Source organism: Candidatus Paralachnospira sp. LCP21S3_A2 (genome assembly GCF_052118925.1).
In the GTDB taxonomy this organism is placed as follows: domain Bacteria; phylum Bacillota; class Clostridia; order Lachnospirales; family Lachnospiraceae; genus Lientehia.
Genome location: NZ_JBQKGG010000015.1, coordinates 23,570 through 44,703, shown reverse-complemented (window position 1 = coordinate 44,703; position 21,134 = coordinate 23,570). Strand labels below are relative to the sequence as shown.

General features: G+C 49.8%; 18 protein-coding genes. 16 read left to right on the top strand and 2 right to left on the bottom strand.

The window, feature by feature from the left end:
• Nucleotides 1-177 precede the first annotated feature (177 nt).
• From ACTQ3K_RS10320 to ACTQ3K_RS10300, 5 genes are all read left to right on the top strand, one after another.
• Entirely contained in the window at nucleotides 178-1,272 is a 1,095-nt protein-coding gene (locus ACTQ3K_RS10320; protein WP_441567644.1) for an ABC transporter ATP-binding protein, read from the top strand.
• Nucleotides 1,256-3,505: a Gldg family protein gene (locus tag ACTQ3K_RS10315; RefSeq protein ID WP_441567646.1), complete on the top strand. Its 2,250-nt coding sequence runs from the start codon at nucleotides 1,256-1,258 to the stop codon at nucleotides 3,503-3,505. Before ACTQ3K_RS10320 ends, ACTQ3K_RS10315 begins: the two co-directional genes overlap by 17 nt.
• Nucleotides 3,502-4,047, top strand: a complete 546-nt coding sequence (locus tag ACTQ3K_RS10310) for a DUF4340 domain-containing protein (RefSeq protein WP_441567648.1) — start codon at nucleotides 3,502-3,504, stop codon at nucleotides 4,045-4,047. Before ACTQ3K_RS10315 ends, ACTQ3K_RS10310 begins: the two co-directional genes overlap by 4 nt.
• 154 nt (nucleotides 4,048-4,201) lie before the next feature.
• The gene (locus tag ACTQ3K_RS10305; protein ID WP_441567650.1) at nucleotides 4,202-6,559 is read left to right on the top strand and encodes an HAD-IC family P-type ATPase; all 2,358 of its coding nucleotides are present in this window, start codon (nucleotides 4,202-4,204) and stop codon (nucleotides 6,557-6,559) included.
• A 124-nt stretch (nucleotides 6,560-6,683) separates the two neighbouring features.
• Complete coding sequence (locus ACTQ3K_RS10300; RefSeq protein WP_441567652.1) at nucleotides 6,684-7,136, top strand: MarR family winged helix-turn-helix transcriptional regulator; 453 nt, start codon at nucleotides 6,684-6,686, stop codon at nucleotides 7,134-7,136.
• A gap of 270 nt (nucleotides 7,137-7,406) precedes the next feature.
• Here ACTQ3K_RS10300 and glgB read toward each other — a convergent pair whose 3' ends face one another.
• Together glgB and ACTQ3K_RS10290 are read right to left on the bottom strand one after the other, a co-directional pair.
• Nucleotides 7,407-9,287: a 1,4-alpha-glucan branching protein GlgB gene (gene glgB / locus ACTQ3K_RS10295; RefSeq protein WP_441567654.1), complete on the bottom strand. Its 1,881-nt coding sequence runs from the start codon at nucleotides 9,285-9,287 to the stop codon at nucleotides 7,407-7,409.
• A 4-nt stretch (nucleotides 9,288-9,291) separates the two neighbouring features.
• Nucleotides 9,292-10,641, bottom strand: coding sequence for an alpha-amylase family glycosyl hydrolase (locus tag ACTQ3K_RS10290; protein ID WP_441567656.1), 1,350 nt, complete (start codon nucleotides 10,639-10,641; stop codon nucleotides 9,292-9,294).
• A gap of 379 nt (nucleotides 10,642-11,020) precedes the next feature.
• On the opposite strand from ACTQ3K_RS10290, the gene ACTQ3K_RS10285 reads away from it, so the two are divergent.
• The 11 genes from ACTQ3K_RS10285 to ACTQ3K_RS10235 all read left to right on the top strand — a co-directional run bounded on the left by ACTQ3K_RS10285 (nucleotide 11,021) and on the right by ACTQ3K_RS10235 (nucleotide 21,132).
• Entirely contained in the window at nucleotides 11,021-11,602 is a 582-nt protein-coding gene (locus ACTQ3K_RS10285) for an A24 family peptidase (protein WP_441567658.1), read from the top strand.
• Nucleotides 11,603-11,613: 11 nt separating this feature from the next.
• Nucleotides 11,614-12,735, top strand: coding sequence for a hypothetical protein (locus tag ACTQ3K_RS10280; protein ID WP_441567660.1), 1,122 nt, complete (start codon nucleotides 11,614-11,616; stop codon nucleotides 12,733-12,735).
• The gene (locus tag ACTQ3K_RS10275; protein ID WP_441567661.1) at nucleotides 12,674-13,975 is read left to right on the top strand and encodes a CpaF family protein; all 1,302 of its coding nucleotides are present in this window, start codon (nucleotides 12,674-12,676) and stop codon (nucleotides 13,973-13,975) included. The genes ACTQ3K_RS10280 and ACTQ3K_RS10275 overlap by 62 nt, the downstream gene beginning before the upstream one ends.
• Nucleotides 13,923-14,507: a type II secretion system F family protein gene (locus ACTQ3K_RS10270; protein WP_441567663.1), complete on the top strand. Its 585-nt coding sequence runs from the start codon at nucleotides 13,923-13,925 to the stop codon at nucleotides 14,505-14,507. Before ACTQ3K_RS10275 ends, ACTQ3K_RS10270 begins: the two co-directional genes overlap by 53 nt.
• 8 nt (nucleotides 14,508-14,515) lie before the next feature.
• The gene (locus tag ACTQ3K_RS10265; RefSeq protein WP_441567665.1) at nucleotides 14,516-15,850 is read left to right on the top strand and encodes a hypothetical protein; all 1,335 of its coding nucleotides are present in this window, start codon (nucleotides 14,516-14,518) and stop codon (nucleotides 15,848-15,850) included.
• A 119-nt stretch (nucleotides 15,851-15,969) separates the two neighbouring features.
• Nucleotides 15,970-16,164 carry a Flp1 family type IVb pilin gene (locus tag ACTQ3K_RS10260; protein WP_441567723.1) on the top strand — a complete coding sequence of 65 codons (195 nt, stop codon included), beginning with the start codon at nucleotides 15,970-15,972 and terminating at the stop codon, nucleotides 16,162-16,164.
• A complete protein-coding gene (locus ACTQ3K_RS10255) occupies nucleotides 16,164-18,041 on the top strand; it encodes a DUF5702 domain-containing protein (RefSeq protein ID WP_441567667.1) in 1,878 nt (625 codons plus the stop codon). Before ACTQ3K_RS10260 ends, ACTQ3K_RS10255 begins: the two co-directional genes overlap by 1 nt.
• 265 nt (nucleotides 18,042-18,306) lie before the next feature.
• Entirely contained in the window at nucleotides 18,307-18,993 is a 687-nt protein-coding gene (locus ACTQ3K_RS10250; RefSeq protein WP_441567669.1) for a hypothetical protein, read from the top strand.
• Nucleotides 18,994-19,032: 39 nt separating this feature from the next.
• On the top strand, nucleotides 19,033-19,476 hold the full coding sequence (locus ACTQ3K_RS10245) for a prepilin peptidase (RefSeq protein WP_441567671.1): 444 nt from the start codon (nucleotides 19,033-19,035) through the stop codon (nucleotides 19,474-19,476).
• Nucleotides 19,467-19,946 (top strand): hypothetical protein, encoded by a 480-nt coding sequence (locus ACTQ3K_RS10240; protein WP_441567673.1) that lies wholly within the window; start codon nucleotides 19,467-19,469, stop codon nucleotides 19,944-19,946. Before ACTQ3K_RS10245 ends, ACTQ3K_RS10240 begins: the two co-directional genes overlap by 10 nt.
• Nucleotides 19,930-21,132 (top strand): DUF6382 domain-containing protein, encoded by a 1,203-nt coding sequence (locus ACTQ3K_RS10235; RefSeq protein ID WP_441567675.1) that lies wholly within the window; start codon nucleotides 19,930-19,932, stop codon nucleotides 21,130-21,132. Before ACTQ3K_RS10240 ends, ACTQ3K_RS10235 begins: the two co-directional genes overlap by 17 nt.
• The last annotated feature ends 2 nt before the right edge of the window (nucleotides 21,133-21,134 follow it).

Genomic DNA, 21,134 nt, shown 5'->3' with positions numbered 1-21,134 from the left:
AGAACGTTCACAAAATAATTCCATATTGGGCACAATTCGGTCGTATACTGAATAGTATCATGCGGGGACAGAATGCTTTCTGCCGGAAAAAGATTTTTGTTACAGGCTTACAGAGGCTGAACAGAAAAGCAGAAAGCAGATCATGAACCGAAGCAATATGGAAAGGGAGGAACAGCTTTGATCGAGGTAAAGAATCTGGTGAAGCGGTATGGAAACCATCTGGCGGTGGATCATTTAAGCTTCACGGTGGAAAAGGGCCAGATTTATGGATTTCTGGGGCCAAACGGTGCCGGAAAATCGACGACCATGAACATCATAACCGGTTATCTGGCATCTACAGAGGGAACGGTAATCGTAGATGGGCATGATATTTTAAAGGAGCCGGAGGCAGCAAAACGCTGTATCGGCTATCTGCCGGAGCAGCCGCCGCTTTATATGGACATGACGGTTGGGGAATATCTTTTGTTTGTGACAGAATTAAAACAGATCAAAAAAGGGGAACGGAAAGCCATGGCGAAGAAGGTCATGGAAATGACAGGGACCTGGGAGGTAAAGGACCGCCTGATCAAAAATCTGTCCAAAGGGTATCGGCAGAGAGTCGGGCTTGCCCAGGCGCTGGTCGGATTTCCGGAAATTCTGATTCTCGATGAGCCGACGGTGGGACTTGATCCCAAGCAGATGATCGAGATCCGAAGTATGATACGGGAACTGAGCAGGGATCATACGGTCATTTTAAGCTCCCATATTCTTTCGGAGGTCAGCGCTGTCTGCGATCATATTTTGATCTTATCCAAAGGAAAGCTGGCAGCCAGCGATACACCGGAGAATCTGAGCCGTGCCATGGCTGGAGAACAGAAGCTGTCACTTCTGGTAAAAGGACCGGAAACGAAGATCCGGCAGGCGGCGGAAGAACTGAGGGCTGCCCAGTGGAGTCTCGGTGCGGAACCGGAGGAGCCTCAGGCCTTCCGGCTTTCTGTTAAGGCGGAGCCGGAACAGGATCTGAGGGAGAAAACGTTCCGAACCATGGTGGATCACGGACTGGTGATTCTGGAGATGAAGACTACCAGCATGAGCCTGGAGGAAGTATTCCTGGAGCTGACCGAAGGAGCTGCCGGTGATGCGGATGGCATCAGTGCAGAGGAGCCTGAAGCAGAAGAGCAGACTGCAGATTATGCAGGTGCAGAAAAAGAAAATGTAAGCGAATCAGGTGCAGATCCTAAAAATACAAAGAATTCGGAAGAGGAGGAAAACCATCATGACAGCGATTTATAAACGGGAGGTCCGGTCGTATCTGACTTCTATGCTGGGCTATGTGTTTATGGCGCTTAACCTGCTTCTGACCGGTATTTATTTCACGTATTACAACCTGGGATATGGCTATCCTTATCTGGATTACACCCTTTCCGGTGTCAGCTTTGTTTTTATGATTACGACACCGATCCTGACCATGAAGGTAATGGCGGAGGAGCGAAAGCAGAAAACGGATCAGCTTCTTTTAACCTCACCGGTCAGTCCCCTGAAGATCATTCTGGGAAAGTATCTGGCGCTGGTGACCATGTTCTTAATTCCGGTAGTGATCATTGCATGTTATCCGCTGATCCTGTCCGGCTTTGGAACAATTCCCTTTGCGGCTGATTATACGGCACTGTTTGGTTATTTCCTGCTTGGCTGTGCTTATCTGGCTCTGGGACTTTTTATGTCCTCGTTAACAGAAAGTCCGGTTCTGGCGGCAGTGTTATCGTTCGGAACGTGTTTTCTTCTGTATATGGAGGAAAATATCAGCAGCATGATCTCCGGCACGGCGTTGGCAACATATATTGCGTGTCTGCTTCTGGCAGTACTGATTTCGCTGATCATTTATGCAATGACAAAGAAAAAGATTATTTCCGGAGGCCTGTTTGCGGCAGCAGCCATTGCCTTGACGGTCTGCTATTTTGTGAAATCATCGTTCCTTTCCGGCGGAATCCAGAAAATCCTTTCGGTGTTTGATTTTGGAAGCCGGTTTTCCATATTTTTAAATGGAATCCTGGATCTGCGTGCAGTCCTTTATTATTTGTCGGCCATTGTGGTCTGCTGTTTTCTGGCTGTACAGTCCATTGAAAAACGGCGCTGGGGTTATCATCATGGTTCCTACAGTGTGGGGTGGGCAGCAGCAGTACTGGCGATCATAGTAGTCTTCAACTTAACAGCAGAGGAACTTCCATCCAGTCTGGTAAGCAAGGATATGACAGCAAACCAGTTTTATACGTTGTCCAGTCAGTCCAGGGATGTATTAAAGGGACTGGAAAGCGACATTACCATTTATGAACTGGTGGAGGATGGAGTCGGAGACACCATGACGGAAAATCTTTTGGAGCAGTATGCGGGACAGAGCAGCCATATCAAAGTGGTGCAGAAGGATCTTGTAACATATCCGACGTTTGCTTCAAACTATACAGACAGTACGCTGAAAGCGGGCAGTCTCATTGTGACAGACGGAGAGCGGAGTAAGGTGATCGCAGATTCGGATCTGTATGAATATTCTTATGATTCTTATACGTATGCGCAGTCCAAGTCGGCGTTTGACGGGGAAGGACAGATTACCAGCGCGATTTCTTATGTGACAGCGGAGAATATGCCGAAGATCTATGCACTTCAGGGTCACAAGGAAGGGACGCTCAGCGCCGAGATGGAGGATCAGATTTCGAAAGAAAATCTGGAGCTGGATACGCTCAATCTGGTTTCTGCTGAGGCAGTTCCCGATGATGCTGCGATCTTGCTGATCAATTCTCCACAGACGGATCTCTCGGATGAGGAGACGGAAAAAATTTTAAATTATCTGAAAAACGGCGGGAAAGCATTTATTACCAGTACCTATACCGGAACAGTGCTCCCCAACTTTAATTCCGTTCTGGAATATTATGGTGCGTCTCCCATGGACAGTGTCGTAGTGGAGGGGAACAGCAGCTATTACCATCCTCAGAGTCCTCTTTATCTTTTGCCAAAGATCGAAAGCACGGAAATGACCTCCACGCTGGTAAGCGAGAAACGCTATGTATTTACCGCAATTACCCAGGGAATCGCAAGTGTTGACACGGGACGAGACACCGTGAGCACAACGGCTCTTCTGACGACTTCGGATCAGGCTTATGCCAAGGCCGATGCGGCCAATATGACAACGCTGGAAAAGGAAAAGGCAGATACAGACGGTCCGTTTGACCTGGCGGTTTATCTGACCGACAGTGAGACGGATACAGGAATTGTTTATGTGGGAACCGGATATGTACTGGAGGATCAGATGAACAGTACCGTATCTGGTGGAAACTATGAGTTTGTCATGGGCTGCCTGAGTAAACTGGCAAATCATGAGACAACCACGGCTATCGCCTCCAAGAGCATGGAGGTGGATTATTTAACCATCACCGCAGCAGGTGTCAGAACGCTGAGTGCCGCAGTTACAGTGGTGCTTCCGGCGGTTTTGATGATCTTCGGCGGACTGATCTGGTATAAGAGGAGGAAACGATGAAAGGAAAACGACTGATTGCCGCGCTGGTGGTTCTGGTGCTTTGCATCGGCGGTTACCTTCTGGTAAAAAGTCTGGACCTGAAACAGGTAAAGGAGGAAGATCCGGAGTATATGATACAGGTGGATTCCGCCGAAATCACGAATTTCTCTTTTGTGCGGGACGGACAGACTCTTTCGTTTACAAAGAAGGATGACACCTGGAATTATGATGGAGATGAAAGTCTTACGATGAATCAGACTTCCATGAAGTCCATGGCGGCGGTGCTTGCAGAGGTGGAGGCAGAGCAGATCCTTACGGAGCACGAAGATTTGTCGGAATATGGGCTGGACAGTCCGTCCAATACCATTACCTTTACGGCGGGCGGGGAAACGAAAACGATTTTTGTGGGAAATGAGAACAAGGCTGCGTCCGGAGTTTATGTGATGATGGACGGGGACGATACGATTTACCTGATTTCAGAGACACTTCCCAACAAGTTTGAATGCGGACTGGATACGCTGGAGGAAACAGAAGCGGAAACCAGCGAAAGTGAAGCAAAGTAAGACGGCACCCGGAGCAAATCTGCTTCGGGTGGTTTTTCTTTCAGGTTTTTCTTTCATGGAATGCTGTCTTTACACGTGAGAAGACGCTATGTTATACTGATAAACAAGGATTGGGTCAAAAATAAACGATCCGGAGAAAAAACGGGGGAAAAATATGACAGGGCTTTCCGAGGAACAGGTAAGAAAACGAAAACAAAAGGGGCTTCAGAATCTTCCGGTGGATCAGGTTTCGAAAACCGTGGGACAGATCATTGCCGAGAATATTCTGACCTTTTTTAATCTGATCTTTACCGTGCTGGCCATCTGTCTGATTCTGGTTCACCATTATAAGCAAATGCTGTTCATGATCGCAGTGGCTGTGAATGCAGTAATCGGAATTGTGCAGCAGCTTCGTTCTAAACGGGTTATTGATCGTCTTTCGCTTCTGGAGGAATCACGGTATCCGGTGATCCGGGACGGAGTTCGTAAGTGCTGTCACAGTTCGGATTTAGTTCAGGGCGATATTGTCTGTCTCCATGCAGGGGATCAGATCCCGGCGGATGCGGAGGTGCGGGAGGGTGAGCTTCGGGTCAGTGAGGCATTGCTCACCGGTGAGGCGGACGCCGTGCGAAAGCCGGTGGGAGCAGAGCTTCGATCTGGAAGTTTTGTATTGTCCGGACAGGCAGCTGCGGAGCTTACTCACGTGGGGGCGGATTCTTATGCGGCAAAGCTGACGGCAGAAGCCAAGAGAAAGGGTGTCGGAAAACAGTCGGAGATGATGAAGTCACTGGATGCACTTCTCCATGTGATTGCGATTCTTCTGGTACCGCTGGGACTTTTGCTGTTCTGGAAGCAGCACTGGATCCAGGGGCTCTCTGTTTCCCAGGCAACCGTTGCGGTAATTGCCGCTATGGTGGGAATGATTCCGGAGGGGCTGTATCTGTTAACCAGTGTGGCGTTGGCACTCAGCGTTATGCGGCTGGGAAAGCAGGGCGTGGTGGTTCATGAAATGAGCTGCATTGAGACATTGGCAAGGGTTGATGTGCTCTGCGTGGATAAAACAGGGACGATCACAGAACCTCAGATGGAGGTCGAGGAAACGGTTCTTTTAAAGGAAGCTGTTTACGGGCAGGAGTTTCTGGAGGAACTGCTGGGCGCATTTTATACGGCAATGGAGCCGGACAATGAAACTGCGGCAGCAATTCGGAGAGCGTATGGAAGGAATGTCTGCTGGGAGTGTGAGAAGCGGATTCCGTTTCAGTCGGCGTCAAAATGGAGTGCAGTGATATTCAGAGAGCAGGGAAGTTTTCTGATTGGTGCGCCGGATACGCTTCTCCCCGACATGGAGGATTGTCTGCGCCGAAGAGTGGAAACTTATACCGGGCGCGGTGCCCGTGTGGTTCTGGCCGCGAAATATCAGGGAACACCGGAGGAAGAAAAGCCTCTTACTGCATCGGTGGAACCCATAGCTCTGATCGTGATTGCCAATGATATACGGGAAACAGCATCAGAAACATTTCGATATTTTGCAGAGCAGGGTGTAATAGTAAAGGTCATTTCCGGGGACAATCCGGCAGCGGCAGCGAAAGTCGCCGGCCAGGCAGGAATTCCGGGGGCCGATGCCTTTGTGGATGCACAGACTTTAAAGGAGGAAGAGGAACTTTTCCGGGCCGCAGAGAAGTATACAGTATTTGGGCGCGTAACACCAGAACAGAAACGTCTGTTGGTTGAGGCACTGAAAAAACAGGGACATACGGTGGCCATGACCGGGGATGGTGTCAATGATGTGCTGGCATTGAAAGATGCGGACTGTGGGGTTGCCATGGCATCCGGAAGCGATGCGGCACGCCATGCTGCTCATCTGGTTTTGATGGATTCGGATTTTTCGGCTATGCCGCAGGTGGTTGCTGAAGGCAGGCGTGTTACCAATAATATTGAGCGGGCAGCAGCCCTGTTTCTGGTCAAAAATATTTTCTCCTTTCTGCTGACAGTGATTCTGTTATTTGCCCCCTTGACCTATCCGCTGACGCCGATCCAGCTCACCATGATCAGCGGCTTTACGATTGGTGTTCCTTCATTTTTCCTGGCACTGGAGCCAAACAAGAACCTGATCAAAGGCCGGTTTATGAACAATGTGATGGCAAAGGCATTTCCAGGCGGATTGACCAATGTGGCGGTTGTGCTGACAGTTTCCATCAGCTGTGCCGTGTTTCGTTATCCGGTCGGTGTAATGAATACCATGGCCGGAATCTCGGTGGCTTTTGTGGGACTTCTGGTTCTGGCACAGGTGTGTAAACCCTTTAATACGAAACGATTTCTTATCTGGCTTCTGATGACAGCCGCCATGGCTGTAAATATTCTGCTGCTGGGACCGATTTATTCCCTGGAACCGCTTCGCGTTTCTCAGTGGATCGTGCTGGGAATGATTATGGGAGCGGCGTATCCGTTTTTCCTGCTTATGAAACGGCTGGTTCCGGCGGTGATCCGAGTGTGGAACCGGTTAAGCGGCAGGGCAGAAAGAATGCACAGCTGAAACATGAAAACATGCAGGAAGCGAAGCCGGGAGGCTGGCAGAGAAAACAGGCGGCAGAAAAGCCAAGCCTGCGCTTGTGGACATCGGGCGAGTATGGTAAACTGGAAACAGCGGAGGGTGGAAGATGAACAGTTACGAAACTTTTAATCATATACTGGTGAAGCTGTTTCATGACATCATGGATATTGAACAGAGAGCGATCATCACGGAAGAGTTTAAGGATATTACCAACAATGATATGCATGTGATCGAGGCTATTGGAATCGGGGAGCCGAAAAATATGTCCACGATTGCCAAGGCACTTCATGTGACGACCGGAACGCTGACAATCTCCATGAACAGTCTGGTAAAAAAGGGGTATGTGAAGCGCGAACGGAGTGAGACCGACCGGCGTGTGGTATATATCATGCTGACCGCAAAGGGAAAACTGGCATACCGGCATCATGAAGCGTTTCATAAAAAGATGACGGCGGCGCTGGTGCGCGATATGAACCCGGAGGATACAAAGCTGCTGGTTCAGGCGCTTACAAACCTGAAGAACTTTTTCGAAAACTATGAAAAAGAAGAAGAGGAATAAGACGGTGTGATCACGCAGAAGACTGTGAAAATAAAACGCGAAATAGCAGGCAGGATCGTCTTGCGGAGAGAAAAGACTTCCACAGGACAATCTTGCTGAAGAAGCGAATCCTGAAGACAGGGTTCTTTTTTTGTTTATTAAAAAGGTTTTTTTCTGATAAACAAAAGGAACGCTGGGATGCGCACTGCGGCGTATAATGTCAATGACATAAGTGACCGCCGCAGGTGCGAGAATAGATCGGGGTACATTCTTTACTTAATTTAATCAAGATTAAAATTTAAAGATCGCTGTTCCGTAAGCGGGAAGCGGGTAGGCGAAGGAATAATCCCGTCCGTCACATGGACTCTTTTTAGCAGTATAGAACATCTGTTCTTTTCTGTCAAGGGCTCCGTGTGTCTGATCAAGAAGAAGGGTATATTTTCCTCTTTTCGGAACGCCGACCCGGTAATCAGGACGGGCTACCGGCGTGAAATTGCAGACAAACAGGAGATTGTTCCGGCCGTTGGGACTCTTTCGGACAAAGCTGAAAATGCTCCGGTCAGCGTCATCACAGTTGATCCACTCGAAGCCGGTCCAGTCGTAATCCATGGCATAAAACGCCGGATACTTTTTATAAAGCTTCAGCAGATCCCCGAAATAATCTTTCAGATCCTGATGGAGCGGTTCGTTTAAGAGGAACCAGTCCAGTTCTCTGGCTTCACTCCATTCACGGAGCTGCCCGAATTCTTGTCCCATAAACAGAAGTTTTTTGCCGGGATGTCCCATCATAAAGGTATAGCCGGCCTTCAGGTTGGCAAATTTATCGGAGGGATAGCCGGGCATTTTATTCAGCATGGAGCATTTCAGATGGACGACCTCATCATGGGACAGCACCAGAATAAAATTCTCACTGCAGGCATAGGTCATGCCGAAGGTCATTTTACTGTGGTTGTTTTTCCGGAAATAAGGATCGAGCTTCATGTATTCAAGAAAATCATGCATCCAGCCCATGTTCCATTTAAAGGTGAAGCCCAGTCCGTTATGCTCCGGCGGTTCGGTCACACCAGGCCAGGCGGTGGATTCTTCGGCGATCATCATGCTGCCGGGATTGCGCCGCTTCATGATACTGTTCAGATGCTTGAAAAATTCGATGGCTTCCAGGTTTTCGTTGCCGCCGTAGATGTTGGGGATCCACTGGCCGGCTTCTTTGCCATAATCCAGATACAGCATGGAGGCAACAGCGTCCACCCGCAGTCCGTCGATATGAAACTGCTCGACCCAGTACAGTGCGCTGGCAATAAGAAAATTGGAGACTTCATGCTTGCTGTAATTGAAGATTTTTGTGCCCCATTCGGGATGTTCGCCTTTCCGGGGATCAGCATATTCATATAATGGTGCTCCGTCGAAATCGGCAAGTCCGTGGGCATCGCGGGGAAAATGGGCTGGAACCCAGTCCAAGATCACACCGATGCCTTTTCGATGGAGATAATCCACGAAATAACGGAAATCATCGGGGGAGCCGTAGCGGGAGGTGGGGGCGAAATAGCCGGTCACCTGATAGCCCCAGGAGCCATCAAAGGGATATTCCAGAAGACCCATGATCTCCACATGGGTATATCCCATTTCTTTTACATAGTCGGCAAGCTCTTTGGCAAGCTCCCGGTAGGTAAGGAATTCTTCCCCGTGCTTTTTCCAAGAGCCGAGATGGATCTCGTAAATGGAAAGGGGAGCCAGCGTAGGCAGTGCATTTTTATGCTTGTCCTCCCAGACAGAATCCTTCCAGGTGTGGCGGGACGGCGGACAGATCCGCGAAGCCGTTCCGGGGCGAAGCTCTGCCCAGGAAGCGTAAGGGTCTGCCTTGTAAAGCTTTTCACCGGTGGCTGTTGTGATCAGATATTTATAAAGACCGCCAGGCTTTACACCGGGAATAAAACGCTCGAAAATCCCGGAGGTTCCGATGGATTCCATGGCATGGCTGGTTTCATCCCAGCTGTTGAAGTCGCCGATCACATGGACCGATGCGGCATGTGGCGCCCAGACAGCAAAGTAAACACCCTTTTTCCCGTCCAGAGAGGTCGGATGGGCCCCAAGCTTGTTGTAAATTTCATAATGTGTGCCTTCACCGAACAGATAACAGTCGGTTTCGGTAATAAACCCCGTTGTTTTTCCCATAACATTACCCCACAATCTTTAATATTCGAGAGGAACAGCCATCCAGAGAAAGCGTCAGATGACAGCCCTCAAAAGAAAACTCTTCGTTGGAAGCCAGATCCAGAACACGGGAACCACCCATGGGAACGTGGAATGAAAGCACTGCCGGTCCGTCATCGATGTTGATGGCGGTCAGGATATGTTCCTCGTCGGAGGATCTTGCGTAGGCATACTGCCGGTTGGTCAGAAGAAGCTCGGTATAGCGGCCGGTGCACAGCGCCGGATGGTCATGGTGCAGATGAGCAAGAAAGCAGATCTGTTCGGTCAGCTCATTGCGGAAGCCGGAAAGCTGTTCCGGAGCAATGGCCGGCCGGAGCATTTCGTCACAGTCTCTTGTTCGGGCACCCTCGATTCCCCATTCCGATCCATAGTAAACAGAGGGAATTCCGGGAAGGGTAAACAACATGGTGTAGACAGTCCCAATGTGGTGTTTGTTTTTCAGCTTGCTCATGATCCGGTCTTCATCATGGTTGTCCACGAAGGTATAAAGATTCAGATTCCGGTAAATCCCGCCGTTTGCCTCAGACTGGCGGCGGATCGTATGGGCAATTTCGAAACAGTTATAATCATTATGACCGGAATAGAGCCCCTTGTGCAATTCATAATTCGTAACGGAATGGAGCATGGAATCGTTGGCCCAGCGATTGTAATCACCGTGGATCACTTCGCCCATGAGCCAGAAATCCGGTTTTAACCGATCACAGTGATAACGGAGCGCCTTCATAAAATCGAATTCAAGCACATTCGCGCAGTCCAGACGGATTCCGTCGATATCAAACTCCTTTACCCAGAAAGAAACGGTGTCGAGAAGATAGTCACGGACAGCCGGATTCCATAAATTCAGAGAAGCCAGTTCATAATGTCCCTGCCAGGCTTCGTATGTAAAAGAATCGCCCAGCGGACTTCCCTGCCAGAAATTAACACCCTTATACCAGTCTTTATAGGGCGAGGCTTCCCCTTTTTCCTGGATGTCGCGGAAGGCAGAAAACTCTCTGCCGGTATGGTTAAACACACCGTCCACCACCACGCGGATCCCGGTATCATGACAGAGAGCAACAAATCGTTTAAAATCCTCGTTGGTTCCCAGACGCCGGTCCACCAGCCGGTAATCTCTGGTGTCATAGCCGTGTTTGGTCGATTCAAATAACGGACCGATATAAATGGCGTTAAACCCCAGATCTTTTAAGTAGGGAATCCAGGCGTCAAGCTGCCGGAACCGGTCTGCAGCTGTTGTTTCGTGGTTTTCTCTGGGAGCACCGGTCATTCCCAGAGGGTACATATGGTAAAACACACTGGTATCATACCAAGCGGACATGAACTTCCTCCTGTAACGACAGATCCTGAAAATCAGGATCTGTTTCTTTCCATTTTACCAACTGGCAGGGGCAAGGTCAAGGCGTTTTCCTCCCTGTACGGCGGACAGTCGACTACAAAAGACGCTATTTGTATGCATTCGACCACTTTCGTCTTAATTCGTGTATTTTTTGGGGAAGTATTGACAAATGCACTGGTTTCGTGCATAATCAAAAACATCAAATCTCAAGTTTCATTACCCATCTTTCGGGTGACGAATTCCCAAAGAAAAAAGTTAAATTACAAAAGAAAAACGGAAAAGTAAAAATCAAAAAGTAATATCAGACGTGAAAGACAGAAACGTATAACTGGAATGAAAGCAGTGGAAATGGAGGTTTTCTGTGAGATGGCTGTTGACAGTGATCTGTTTTCTCCCGGCAGTTTCGGATATCCGGTTTCGTAGGATACCGAATCGATGGCTCGAAATCTGGTTTTTTACCGGATTCTTGCTGGCAGGACTGTTTTCCGGGGTATCGCCGGGGGAGCTGCCGGCGGATATCACAGGCCGGATGGCGGCTTTATCGGAGGACGGGAGACAGATGATTTTTGCAGGGAGCAGGTATCTGCTTCGTGCAGCAGGTGTAATGGCAGTTCTTTATCCTTGGTGGAGGTTTCGGATGTTCGGAGCCGGTGATGTCAAATTATGCGGTGTTATGGCCGGCTGGGCCGGAGTGACCGGTTTTCTGATCAGCTTTGCTGCTGCGTTGGTGATGGGAGGCATCATGTCTTTGTTTCGGATGGTTCGTTATCGAAGTGTTTTGGACCGGCTTTCTTATTTCAGATCATGGATGATTCAATGTAAGAACAGAAAAAAATGGCTTCCCTATGATCTTGGACGGGGGTATCAGAAAAAGGACACGATTCCCTTTGCGGCAGCCTTGTTTTTGGGAAGCCTGGTATGGGTGGTCAGTCAGACCATGTAAGGAGGAAGTATATGGAGCGGATAAAAATTGGTATATATGACCGTAATCCCGGCTATGCACGGTCTCTGGCAGGGTATTTTCGGAGGCACCATGGGGAAGCGGCGGAGATCCAGGTGTTTACGGGGAGTGAAGCGTTGGAACAGGCGGTTCGAGAAAATCGGATAGGGATTCTTCTGGCAGATGAAACGGCAGAAAATCTCTGTCGTGCCAGTCCGGATGTAAAGTCTGTAATTCTGTCGGAAACAGAAGCTATAAGGCCGGAAGAAGGAGGGGAGGCAGAGACCGGCAGATCGGATTCAGAGGCAGAAAAAGGAGGAGGATCAAAACCGGACGGATTGGAACTTCCGCGGATCTGCCGTTATCAGCCGGCGGACCGGATCTGGAAAGCATTACTGTTGTTATTTGAATCAGAATTTCTTACGGAGCATGGAGGTGGAAACGGGAAGACGGAGGGAAAACTGATCGGGATCTGTACGCCGGGAACGGACAGCACAGGACTTGGGATGCTTTTGACAGCACTGTTTGCAGAACGGGGGAGAACGCTGTATCTGACGCTGGAAGAATTTTCTTCTTTTCAGACGCTTATGGGAGCTGAAAGTCCGGAATTATCGGAACTTTACTATTATTACAGCCAGAACAGTCTCACGACGGCAAGGCTGGCAGCCTCAGTTTTTGGAAACAGTTCTGCCCAGATGATTGCACCGGTCCGGGATCCGGAGGATCTTTACCGGGATGGAATGTTGTATGAGACGAAATTTTTTCGGACACTGGCAGAACTGGGAGGATACCGCCAGTTGATTTTAAATCTTGGAGGAGTATCGGGGAGAGGCTCGTTATTGGAAGCATGTCAGGCCATTATCGGAGAAGCGGAAAGCCCGGCAGCCTCGTGGCTGGAGAAGCATGGATTCGGTGGAAAAAGTCATTTTCTTCCGGGAACACGGATTCAAGAAGCAGGAGAAATCCGGACGCTGGAACAGGCACTTCATGCTCCGCAGCGGGAAAAACTACGGAAGTATATGGAACTATCCGGAGATTCTGGCTTTTTGATAACAGGAAGCGAGGTGACCGATCATGGAAGAGATCCGGAAAAGGCTTCTTGGAAGACTGGAGGCCGGAGAAGCAGTTTCCGATGAGCGGCTTCTTGAGATGATCGATGAGGAGATCGTCAAGGAAAACCGCCGGAACCGGATCAGTCTGGAAAGGCGGATTCCCATGCGGGCAGCGTTGTTCAACAGTCTGCGGAGGCTGGATGTGTTGCAGGAGTTCCTGGAGGACGAGACGGTTACGGAGATCATGGTTAATGGTCCGGATCGGATTTTTCTGGAAAGAGGCGGAAAGCTTCAGGAAAGCGGCGTAAGGTTTTCTTCCAGAGAAAAGCTGGAGGATGTGATCCAGCAGATCGTTTCCAGAGTGAATCGAACGGTCAATGAAGCAAATCCCATTGCGGACGCACGGCTGGAGGATGGCGCCAGAGTCAACGTGGTGCTGCGGGCAGCGGCCATTGACGGACCTGTGGTAACAATCCGTAAATTCGGAAAGCAGGTGTTTTCCCTGGAACGGCTGGTGGAGATGGGAAGTCTCCCGGCAGAGCTTGCAGAGTTTTTAAAGGACTGTGTGGAAAAACGGAAAAATATATTTGTGTCCGGTGGAACTGGAAGTGGTAAAACCACGTTTCTCAATGCCCTTTCAGCCTGGATCCCGCCGGTGGAACGAATCATTACCATCGAGGATTCTGCAGAATTAAAATTTCAGGGACTTCGGAATCTGGTACGCCTGGAAGCAAGGAGCAGCGCTGCCGGAGGGCGGGAGATCACGATACGGGAGCTGATCAAGACCGCTTTGCGGATGAGACCGGATCGGATTATCGTGGGAGAGGTTCGGGATGGTGCCTGTCTGGATATGTTACAGGCGATGAATACCGGGCATGATGGATCATTTTCCACCGGCCATGCCCGTTCAGCTCAAGATATGCTGGCCAGACTGGAAACCATGTCTATGATGGGTGGAGATCTTCCGCTGGCAGCAATCCGGGAGCAGATCGGATCTGCCATTGATATTCTGATTCAGCTAAAGCGGGAGCGGGACGGCAGCAGGCAGGTACAGACTGTGTTGGAGGTGAATGGTTATGACCGGAAAACAGAAGCCTATCGGCTTGTCACACTCTACGACCAGAAAAAGCCCTTTGAAAAAACGGAGTGCTCAGGAACTGGGGCTGTATGGAAAAGCGGCGGCCCGTCTGGGCGTGTTTGCCTATCTGTTTTACCGCAGCCTGTTGGGTTTTGTGATACTGCTTCCACTGTCGGTTGTTCTGGTAAGGCAGATGAAAATGCAGGAAACTGCGGCGCAGCGGCAGGCTCTGGCAGTCCGGTTTAAGGACGGGCTTCTGGCATTGAGTGCGTCCCTTCAGGCAGGGCATTCGGCGGAGAATGCCATGGAAGATGCAGCTGGGGAACTGGCATTCCTCTATGGGAAAGAGGATCGGATGACCGGAGAGTTTGCGCGGATCAGGATGCGAATCGGAATGAATGTACCGCTGGAGCAGGCAGTGCGGGAGTTTGCGGAGCGGATCGGACTTCCTGAGGCGGAATGCTTTGCGGAGGTGTTTCAGGCAGCAAGAAGAACCGGAGGAACGCTGGGGAGCATTATTCAGGAGACCGTTCAGGTTATTGCAGGAAGGCTGGAGGTACAGGAAGAAATCTTTACCATGCTCCGCGGCAGACAGTATGAGCAGCGGCTCATGCAGGTGATCCCGCTGGCAATTCTGTTTTACATGAATCAGACCTCACCGGAGTTTTTTCAGGTTCTCTACGAGACCGGAATCGGACGAATTGTCATGACGGTCTGTCTGGCTGTTTATGTTATCGCGGCGGCATTGGCAAAACGGATCTCAGCCATTGAGGTATAAGGAGATATATGGGGAAAATCAGCAGAATGATTGTGGATAAATACTATGAACTTTGCCGTAAGCGTGGAAAACCGGCACCGGATCCCAAAAAGCTTTTACAGTATCGAAAGCTGTATCCCATGGAAGATGCAGAAAGTCTGATTCGGAAACAGGACAGCAGGCTTGTGTCAGTGCTGGGATCTTGTCTGACAGTCACAGTTCTGGCAGGCAGTGTATGGCTTCTCATGGGAACGAGACAGGAGGCTGTTCAGGAGCTGAAACGACCGGGAATCGGAAAACAGGAGATGGTTTATGAACTGGAAGTAGAACGGGAAAATGGGGAACGAATCCCTGTGGAGATTGCTCTGGATGGAATGGTTCCTGGAAAGGAGGAGATTGAAAAGCTGTTAAAGGCAGCGGAAGAAGAAGTATTGAACGTGTTGGATGCGGGAGGCAGGGATCATGTGACAGGCAGGATCCGGCTGCCGGAAACCGCGCAAGATGGATTGGTAATCGTAGATTGGACAAGTCAGACACGGGATCTGATGGATGATGACGGAACCGTGCAAAAAGAAAATGGAAAACTGGATCCGGATGGCGAACAGGCAAAATTTCTTATGAGTCTGTCCTGTCAGGATCAGGTGCGGGAAACCGAAGTGCTTTTGAAAATTTATCCGATACTGGTAAAAGAAGAAGAACGGTTTTTGGAAAAACTTCGGAGTGCCATAGAGGAACAGAAGGGGGAACAGATACATCTTCCGGAAAAGGAGAATGGAGAGACGCTGATTTGGTATCGGAAAGAAGAAGTGCAGAGCATATGGCTGATACTGATTCCAGTCTGTCTGCTTCTCTACCTTCCGTTCCGGGCGGGCAGCCGGAGACGGGATCAGTTAAAAAAGCGGGAAAAGGAGCTGCTGTTGGACTATCCGGAGCTGGTATCGAGGTTTACGGTGTTATTGCAGGCAGGAATCTCTGTCCGAAATATATGGGAAAGGATCGTGAAAGAATATGAAAAGCGGACCGCACAGGGGGAGCCGACACGATATGTTTATGAAGAAATGCGCTTTACCTGGAAGCAGCTTGAGAATGGGCGATACGAGAGCCGGGCCTACGGTGAATTTGGAAAACGGTGTGGGCTTCATGCATATATGAAATTCGGTGCGCTTCTGGAACAAAATCTGAAGCAGGGGACGACAAAGCTGGCGATCCGGCTTAAAGAGGAGTCGGAAAGTGCCTTTGAGGAACGAAAGAATCTTGCCAGGAGACTTGGTGAGGAAGCAGAAACGAAACTGATGCTGCCGATGTTCCTGATGTTGTTTGTGGTACTGGCAGCAGTGATGACACCGGCATTCCTGTCCTTTTGAGATGGGGAAAAGAAGGAGGAGCATTTATGAAGAAGCAGAACTGGAACAGAGGGAAACAGAATGTTATGGGGAAGATCGGAATGAAACCGGCCGGAACAGAAAAGCAGGAATTGGAGTATGTGTCGGAGACAGGAGTCTGGCAGGAGTCGGGAAGCACGGATTTCTGGGAAGAGGAAACCGCTGTCGGAGTAGTAGAAGTGATTCTTATTCTGGTGGTACTGATTTCATTGGTGCTGATTTTCAAAAAACAGCTGATCTCACTGGTGAAAGCGATCTTTGCGCAGATCGACAGTAAAACCAAGAGCGTGTATTGATGGAGAAGACCAGAGGAAGTATTACGGTGTTTTTCACGTTGCTTCTTACTACGATTCTGACCCTGATCTGCGGTGCTCTGGAGTCGGCCCGGTATTCAGCGCTTTCGTTCCTGATGGAAACGGCGCAGGGATCCGCTCTGGAATCAGTGTTTGCCGGTTATTACCGTCCGCTGTGGGAAGAGTATCATCTGTTATTTATGGCAGACAGTGCAGGATTTACGGATACTATGAGAGAGATCCTGGAAATTTATGGGGATCCGGAAATGGGCAGTACCGGACATGGAAACAATTTATTTCCATTTACAGTAAAAGAGATAACTGTTACGGAAGCGGAAACGGCAGTGCAGGATGGAGCCGCAGCATTCCGGGCAGAAATTCTCCGGGACATGAAAGTCCATGGAACAGAGGTATTGGCGGAAAAACTTCTGGGTCAGAAAGAGCTTGTAACCGATGCGGGGGTGGTTTCTGAATATGTGCGGGGGCTGTCAGGACTGGGCGATATGGCAGCGGGGCTGGAGGAAGAGTATACAGCGATTTCAAAGGCGGGAAATAATCTGCGGGAGGCATGGAGACAGTATGAGGAAGGGGCTGGAAATGCCGGAATGTCCGAAGCGGAATCGGAAGCAGTGACAGAAACGGTGCAGGAACAGGCACGACTGGCCAAACAGCAGGCAGAGGAGGTGGGAGAGCAGGTACGAAAAAAGACTGAGGTGTTTACGGAAGTCCTTTCCGGAGAACAGGAAAACCTGAAAACGAGGCAGGAACAGGTGGGGGAGGAGGCATACGGGATCATGGAAGAAGAACTGAATAATCTGAAGGCTTATGAAGAAGGTGGAGAGCGGCAGACGGAACAGGAAGGCATACGGCAGAAACTTTTGCAGGCTGCGGATGCGATGGAATCGCTGGAGGCAGAATTATTACAGCTGGATGATCCGGAGGCGGTAAAAATCAGAACACTTTTGGAGGAGATCCCAGAACAAAACGTGCAGGAGAAACAGGAAAGTCCGCTTTTGCAGGCGGCAGAGAACTGGCAGGAAACAGGAATGTTAGCGCTGATACTTCCGGAGGGGACGAAAGTTTCAGAAGCCAGGTTAAAAACAGAAACACGGGTGTCCGGACTGGAAGGAGCCGGAGGAATGGGAGCTTTGGACAAAGTCATAACGGCACTATATATGTCAGATCACTTCGGAAATTTTCTGGAACCGGGAGAAACGGTACTCGCTTATGAATTGGAATATATTCTGGCGGGAAAAGATTCTGACCGGGAAAATATAGAACAGGCAGCTAAGAAACTGATAGCGCTGAGAACCGGCATGAATATGCTGTATCTGCTGCGTGACACAGGAAAACGGGCTGAGGCCGAAGCTATGGCAGCTGCGCTGGTGGGATTTACGGGGATACTGCCATTAATCCGTTTGACAGCAGCACTTCTTCTCGGGGCGTGGGCGCTTGCGGAAGCAGTGTCTGATGGAAGGATTCTGTTTGCGGGAGGGCAGGTTCCACTGGTAAAAACAGAACAGGACTGGAAGCTGTCTCTGGAGCAGGCACCGGCATTATTGACTGGAAGCAGTTCTTCCGAAAGCGAAAAGACGGTGGACGGAAGCAAAGGAAAATCTGAAATGACGCTGACCTGGGATTACAAAACGTATCTGACATTGCTCTGTTTCCTTGGGGACGGGGAAGAAGGACTTTCACGGAGCATGAATCTTATGGAAATGAACCTGCGGGCGGCAGATTCGGGATTCTTTCTGGAAAACTGTCTGTCTTACGCGGGGGTGGAGACTATTTTTGAGGCGAAACCGATGTTCTTCCGGCTGCCGCTGCGGACAACCTATACGTATAAGGCGTATGCGGCTTATGGATACGACGAAATATGATTACGAAAGGGGGTGGATACAGATGCTCTTTTCCACACGGCAAGGCGGCCTGCATGTCAGGCTTCACTTCAGATCTAGCAATAAAAAACAATCTCATTTTTTTGTCCCTGGGAAACTGCCCTGGGGGACAAGTCTCCAAAAATCTCTCCAAATGCAAATCAGATCCGATCATATATGGGTTCACAGGCAGCCTGGACGCCGGTGGGGGAGAGTGTCTGTGTCCACCTCCTTGCGTGGCAGCATGACAGTGGAGGCGTCCTTGATCATGAGTCTGTTTCTTCTGATGATCAGTGTATTGTTTTCACTGTTTCAGCTGATATCCTATCAGACGGAGATTCAATTTTATCTGGAAGAGGCGGTACGGAACCAGGCGATTTATGGTGTTCCGGAAGCCGGGATTCCTGCTTCGGTAAGGAATCTGACACCGGGAACCGGACTTGAACTGGGGGAGTCGGGGCTTTCCATGATCCGAAATGGAAAGATGCGTGCGGATTATCTGGATTTTACGGTTTGTTATGAGGCCGGTCCGGCGCTTCATGTGTTTGGAGCCTGGAAGGGAACATATCTTCAGCGAAGCAGGCGGCGGTTCTGGAACGGACAGGAACGGATCTCAGATTCTGGAGAAAACGACGAGAAGACGGAGACATATGTATATATTACACAGCGGGGAACGGTGTATCATAGATCCAGAAGCTGCTCCTATCTGGCGCTTTCTATACAGGGAATTGCCGGAGAAACAGTGGCTTCCAGGAGAAATAAAGACGGAGAAACATACAAAGCATGCGAGGTATGCGTGAGGTCAGATGGGGCGGTGAATGGCACGGTTTATGTTACGGACTGGGGGAGCAGGTATCATCGGAACCGTGGCTGTACCGGATTGCGGAGGTGGATTATAAAGATTCCGGAGTCCGAGACTGGAAGGAGAGGTGAGTGCTCACGCTGTGGGGTATAACAGGAGCAACAAGTTAAATAAAAATGCGGAAGCGAAAGTATGAATGAAGTTAAAATTGGGATTACGTTAGGCTATCTGGCAGTATGCAGCTGGTTTGACTTAAAGGAGCGGAAGCTTCCGGTCTGGCTTTTGATGATGGGAGTGGCTGCCGGTGCGGCAGTACAGAGCTTATCGGTGGCAGCTGGAGAATTCAGGGGGATAGAAATTTTTCTGGCTGTGCTGCCGGGAGGGCTTCTGCTTGTCCTGTCCAGGCTGGCACCAAAGCAGATCGGAAGCGGCGATGGCTGGATGGTACTGGGGACAGGGAGCGTGACGGGAGCTGAGATATATCTGTATCTGGAAGCCAGTTTTCTGCTTATGATGATTCCGGCGTTCTGGCTGGCCGTGATAAAGAAGCAGAGAAACCGGGAACTTCCGCTGGCTCCGTTTCTGCTTGGCGGGACCGTGCTGGTTCAGGCAATGAGGTGGAGTGTATGGGGATAAAGGCAAAGCGGTTATGGTATCGGGAAATCAATAAAAAGAGAGGGACAAAAAAAGGATCAGAGATTCTGAAACGGAAGCTGCGGGGAAGTTATACGGTGGAGGCAGCGATTATCATGCCACTTGCACTGGGAGTTATATTGTTTGTATTGTCCGGTGTTCTGTTTCTTCATGACAGGGTATGGCTGGAATGTTGGGTATATGGAACGGCAGAGCAGCAGGCATTTCGAAAAGAACAAAGGGAAGAAGAAAACATAGCTGGCCTGATTATGGATTCAACAGGGTCAGTAGATGTGAGGGGAAGAAGTGTTCAGGTAAACGGAGTTGGGACGGGTCGCTTTTTAGCGGCGCTTCCCCGAACATTGTTTTTTCTGAAGGAACCGAGAATGGAGGTTTCTGTGCAGGTGAAACGCCTTTATGGAGAACAGGTTGTAAGAGCGCGGAGGAAAACGGCAGATGAAAGCGGAATATAAACGGGAACAGGGAAGAACCTGGGTTTTGTTTGAGGGAGCGGACAGCCGGATGGCGGGAATGGAAATGCTGCGGCGAAATAAGATTCCAGGCCTGGCATCGTTTTATGAAGAATGGGAGGATAATTGCTGGCATTATGGGTATGAGATAACCGGTGCACAGCCGCTGGCACTTCTGCTGGAATTTCGTCCGCTGACAGAGGGAATGGTGCGGATACTGATCCTTCAGGTCGCTGAACTTTTCCAAAAGCTGGAACAATATCTTTTGGAACCAGACGGGATTATTCTGGATCCGGAATTTCTTTATCTGGAGCCAGATCATTTGCGATGTCGTTTCTTTTACTGTCCGGATCAGCCTGGAAACTGGAAAGATCATATTCGGGAACTGATCTGGCTGTTTCTGGGGCAGGCGCCGGAGACAGAACCGGGATTGATCCGGGTCCTGCTCCGTCTGTGCCGGGAGAGCAGGAAGCCGGAATGGGGACAGGAAGGATTCTGTTCGGCGATGGAGCTTATCGGAAATGGCTGGGAGGAAGCAGACAATCAGGTTGGAGCAGGTGGACGGTTCTGGGAGGAACCAAAGGTATTTGATGAAAAAGAAAATCGTCTTGAGTCGGAATGTGAGAAACAGAACCGCTATACCATAGCAGAACCACATGAAGGATATTATGCAGAACAGAAGTCCGGAAGCCTGAGGCGTAAAAGAAAGCGGACTGGGAATCCGATTGTCCAATGGCTGCGGGGAATGGGAAAACGGGAACGGCAGGGGCAGATGGAGCGGCACAACTGGGAACAGGACAGAGAGAACGAATGGGCGGAAGAACCGTCTGGTAAAGAAGAACAGCCGACAGAAGTCCTTTATGTAGAAGAACAGGGGGATTTTCCAGTGCTATATTGCAAAGAACGACAGGAAACCGTGGCGCTGGAAACGTTCCCGTTTTACATTGGAAGCCAGGCTGGAACGCAGTATGATCCCGGGAGAAATGGCATCAGCCGTCTTCATGCAGTGATTGACCGGAAGGATGGGAAATACTGGATACAGGATCTGAATTCCACCAATGGAACCTGGCTGAACGGGCAGGGACTTCTCCCCCATGAAAGCAGAGTCATACAGAATGGAGACAGGATTGTTATGGCGGAATTGGACTATGAATTTCGGGCGTTTGACAGGATTGGAGATTCGTGGTAAGG

Coding starts and splice junctions, on each gene's coding strand:
- ACTQ3K_RS10315 (WP_441567646.1), top strand. CDS start 1,256: ATGACAGCGATTTATAAACGGGAGGTCCGGTCGTATCTGACTTCTATG.
- ACTQ3K_RS10310 (WP_441567648.1), top strand. CDS start 3,502: ATGAAAGGAAAACGACTGATTGCCGCGCTGGTGGTTCTGGTGCTTTGC.
- ACTQ3K_RS10305 (WP_441567650.1), top strand. CDS start 4,202: ATGACAGGGCTTTCCGAGGAACAGGTAAGAAAACGAAAACAAAAGGGG.
- ACTQ3K_RS10300 (WP_441567652.1), top strand. CDS start 6,684: ATGAACAGTTACGAAACTTTTAATCATATACTGGTGAAGCTGTTTCAT.
- glgB (WP_441567654.1), bottom strand. CDS start 9,287: ATGGGAAAAACAACGGGGTTTATTACCGAAACCGACTGTTATCTGTTC.
- ACTQ3K_RS10290 (WP_441567656.1), bottom strand. CDS start 10,641: ATGTCCGCTTGGTATGATACCAGTGTGTTTTACCATATGTACCCTCTG.
- ACTQ3K_RS10280 (WP_441567660.1), top strand. CDS start 11,614: ATGGAGCGGATAAAAATTGGTATATATGACCGTAATCCCGGCTATGCA.
- ACTQ3K_RS10275 (WP_441567661.1), top strand. CDS start 12,674: ATGGAAGAGATCCGGAAAAGGCTTCTTGGAAGACTGGAGGCCGGAGAA.
- ACTQ3K_RS10270 (WP_441567663.1), top strand. CDS start 13,923: ATGAAAATGCAGGAAACTGCGGCGCAGCGGCAGGCTCTGGCAGTCCGG.
- ACTQ3K_RS10265 (WP_441567665.1), top strand. CDS start 14,516: ATGGGGAAAATCAGCAGAATGATTGTGGATAAATACTATGAACTTTGC.
- ACTQ3K_RS10255 (WP_441567667.1), top strand. CDS start 16,164: ATGGAGAAGACCAGAGGAAGTATTACGGTGTTTTTCACGTTGCTTCTT.
- ACTQ3K_RS10250 (WP_441567669.1), top strand. CDS start 18,307: ATGAGTCTGTTTCTTCTGATGATCAGTGTATTGTTTTCACTGTTTCAG.
- ACTQ3K_RS10245 (WP_441567671.1), top strand. CDS start 19,033: ATGAATGAAGTTAAAATTGGGATTACGTTAGGCTATCTGGCAGTATGC.
- ACTQ3K_RS10240 (WP_441567673.1), top strand. CDS start 19,467: ATGGGGATAAAGGCAAAGCGGTTATGGTATCGGGAAATCAATAAAAAG.
- ACTQ3K_RS10235 (WP_441567675.1), top strand. CDS start 19,930: ATGAAAGCGGAATATAAACGGGAACAGGGAAGAACCTGGGTTTTGTTT.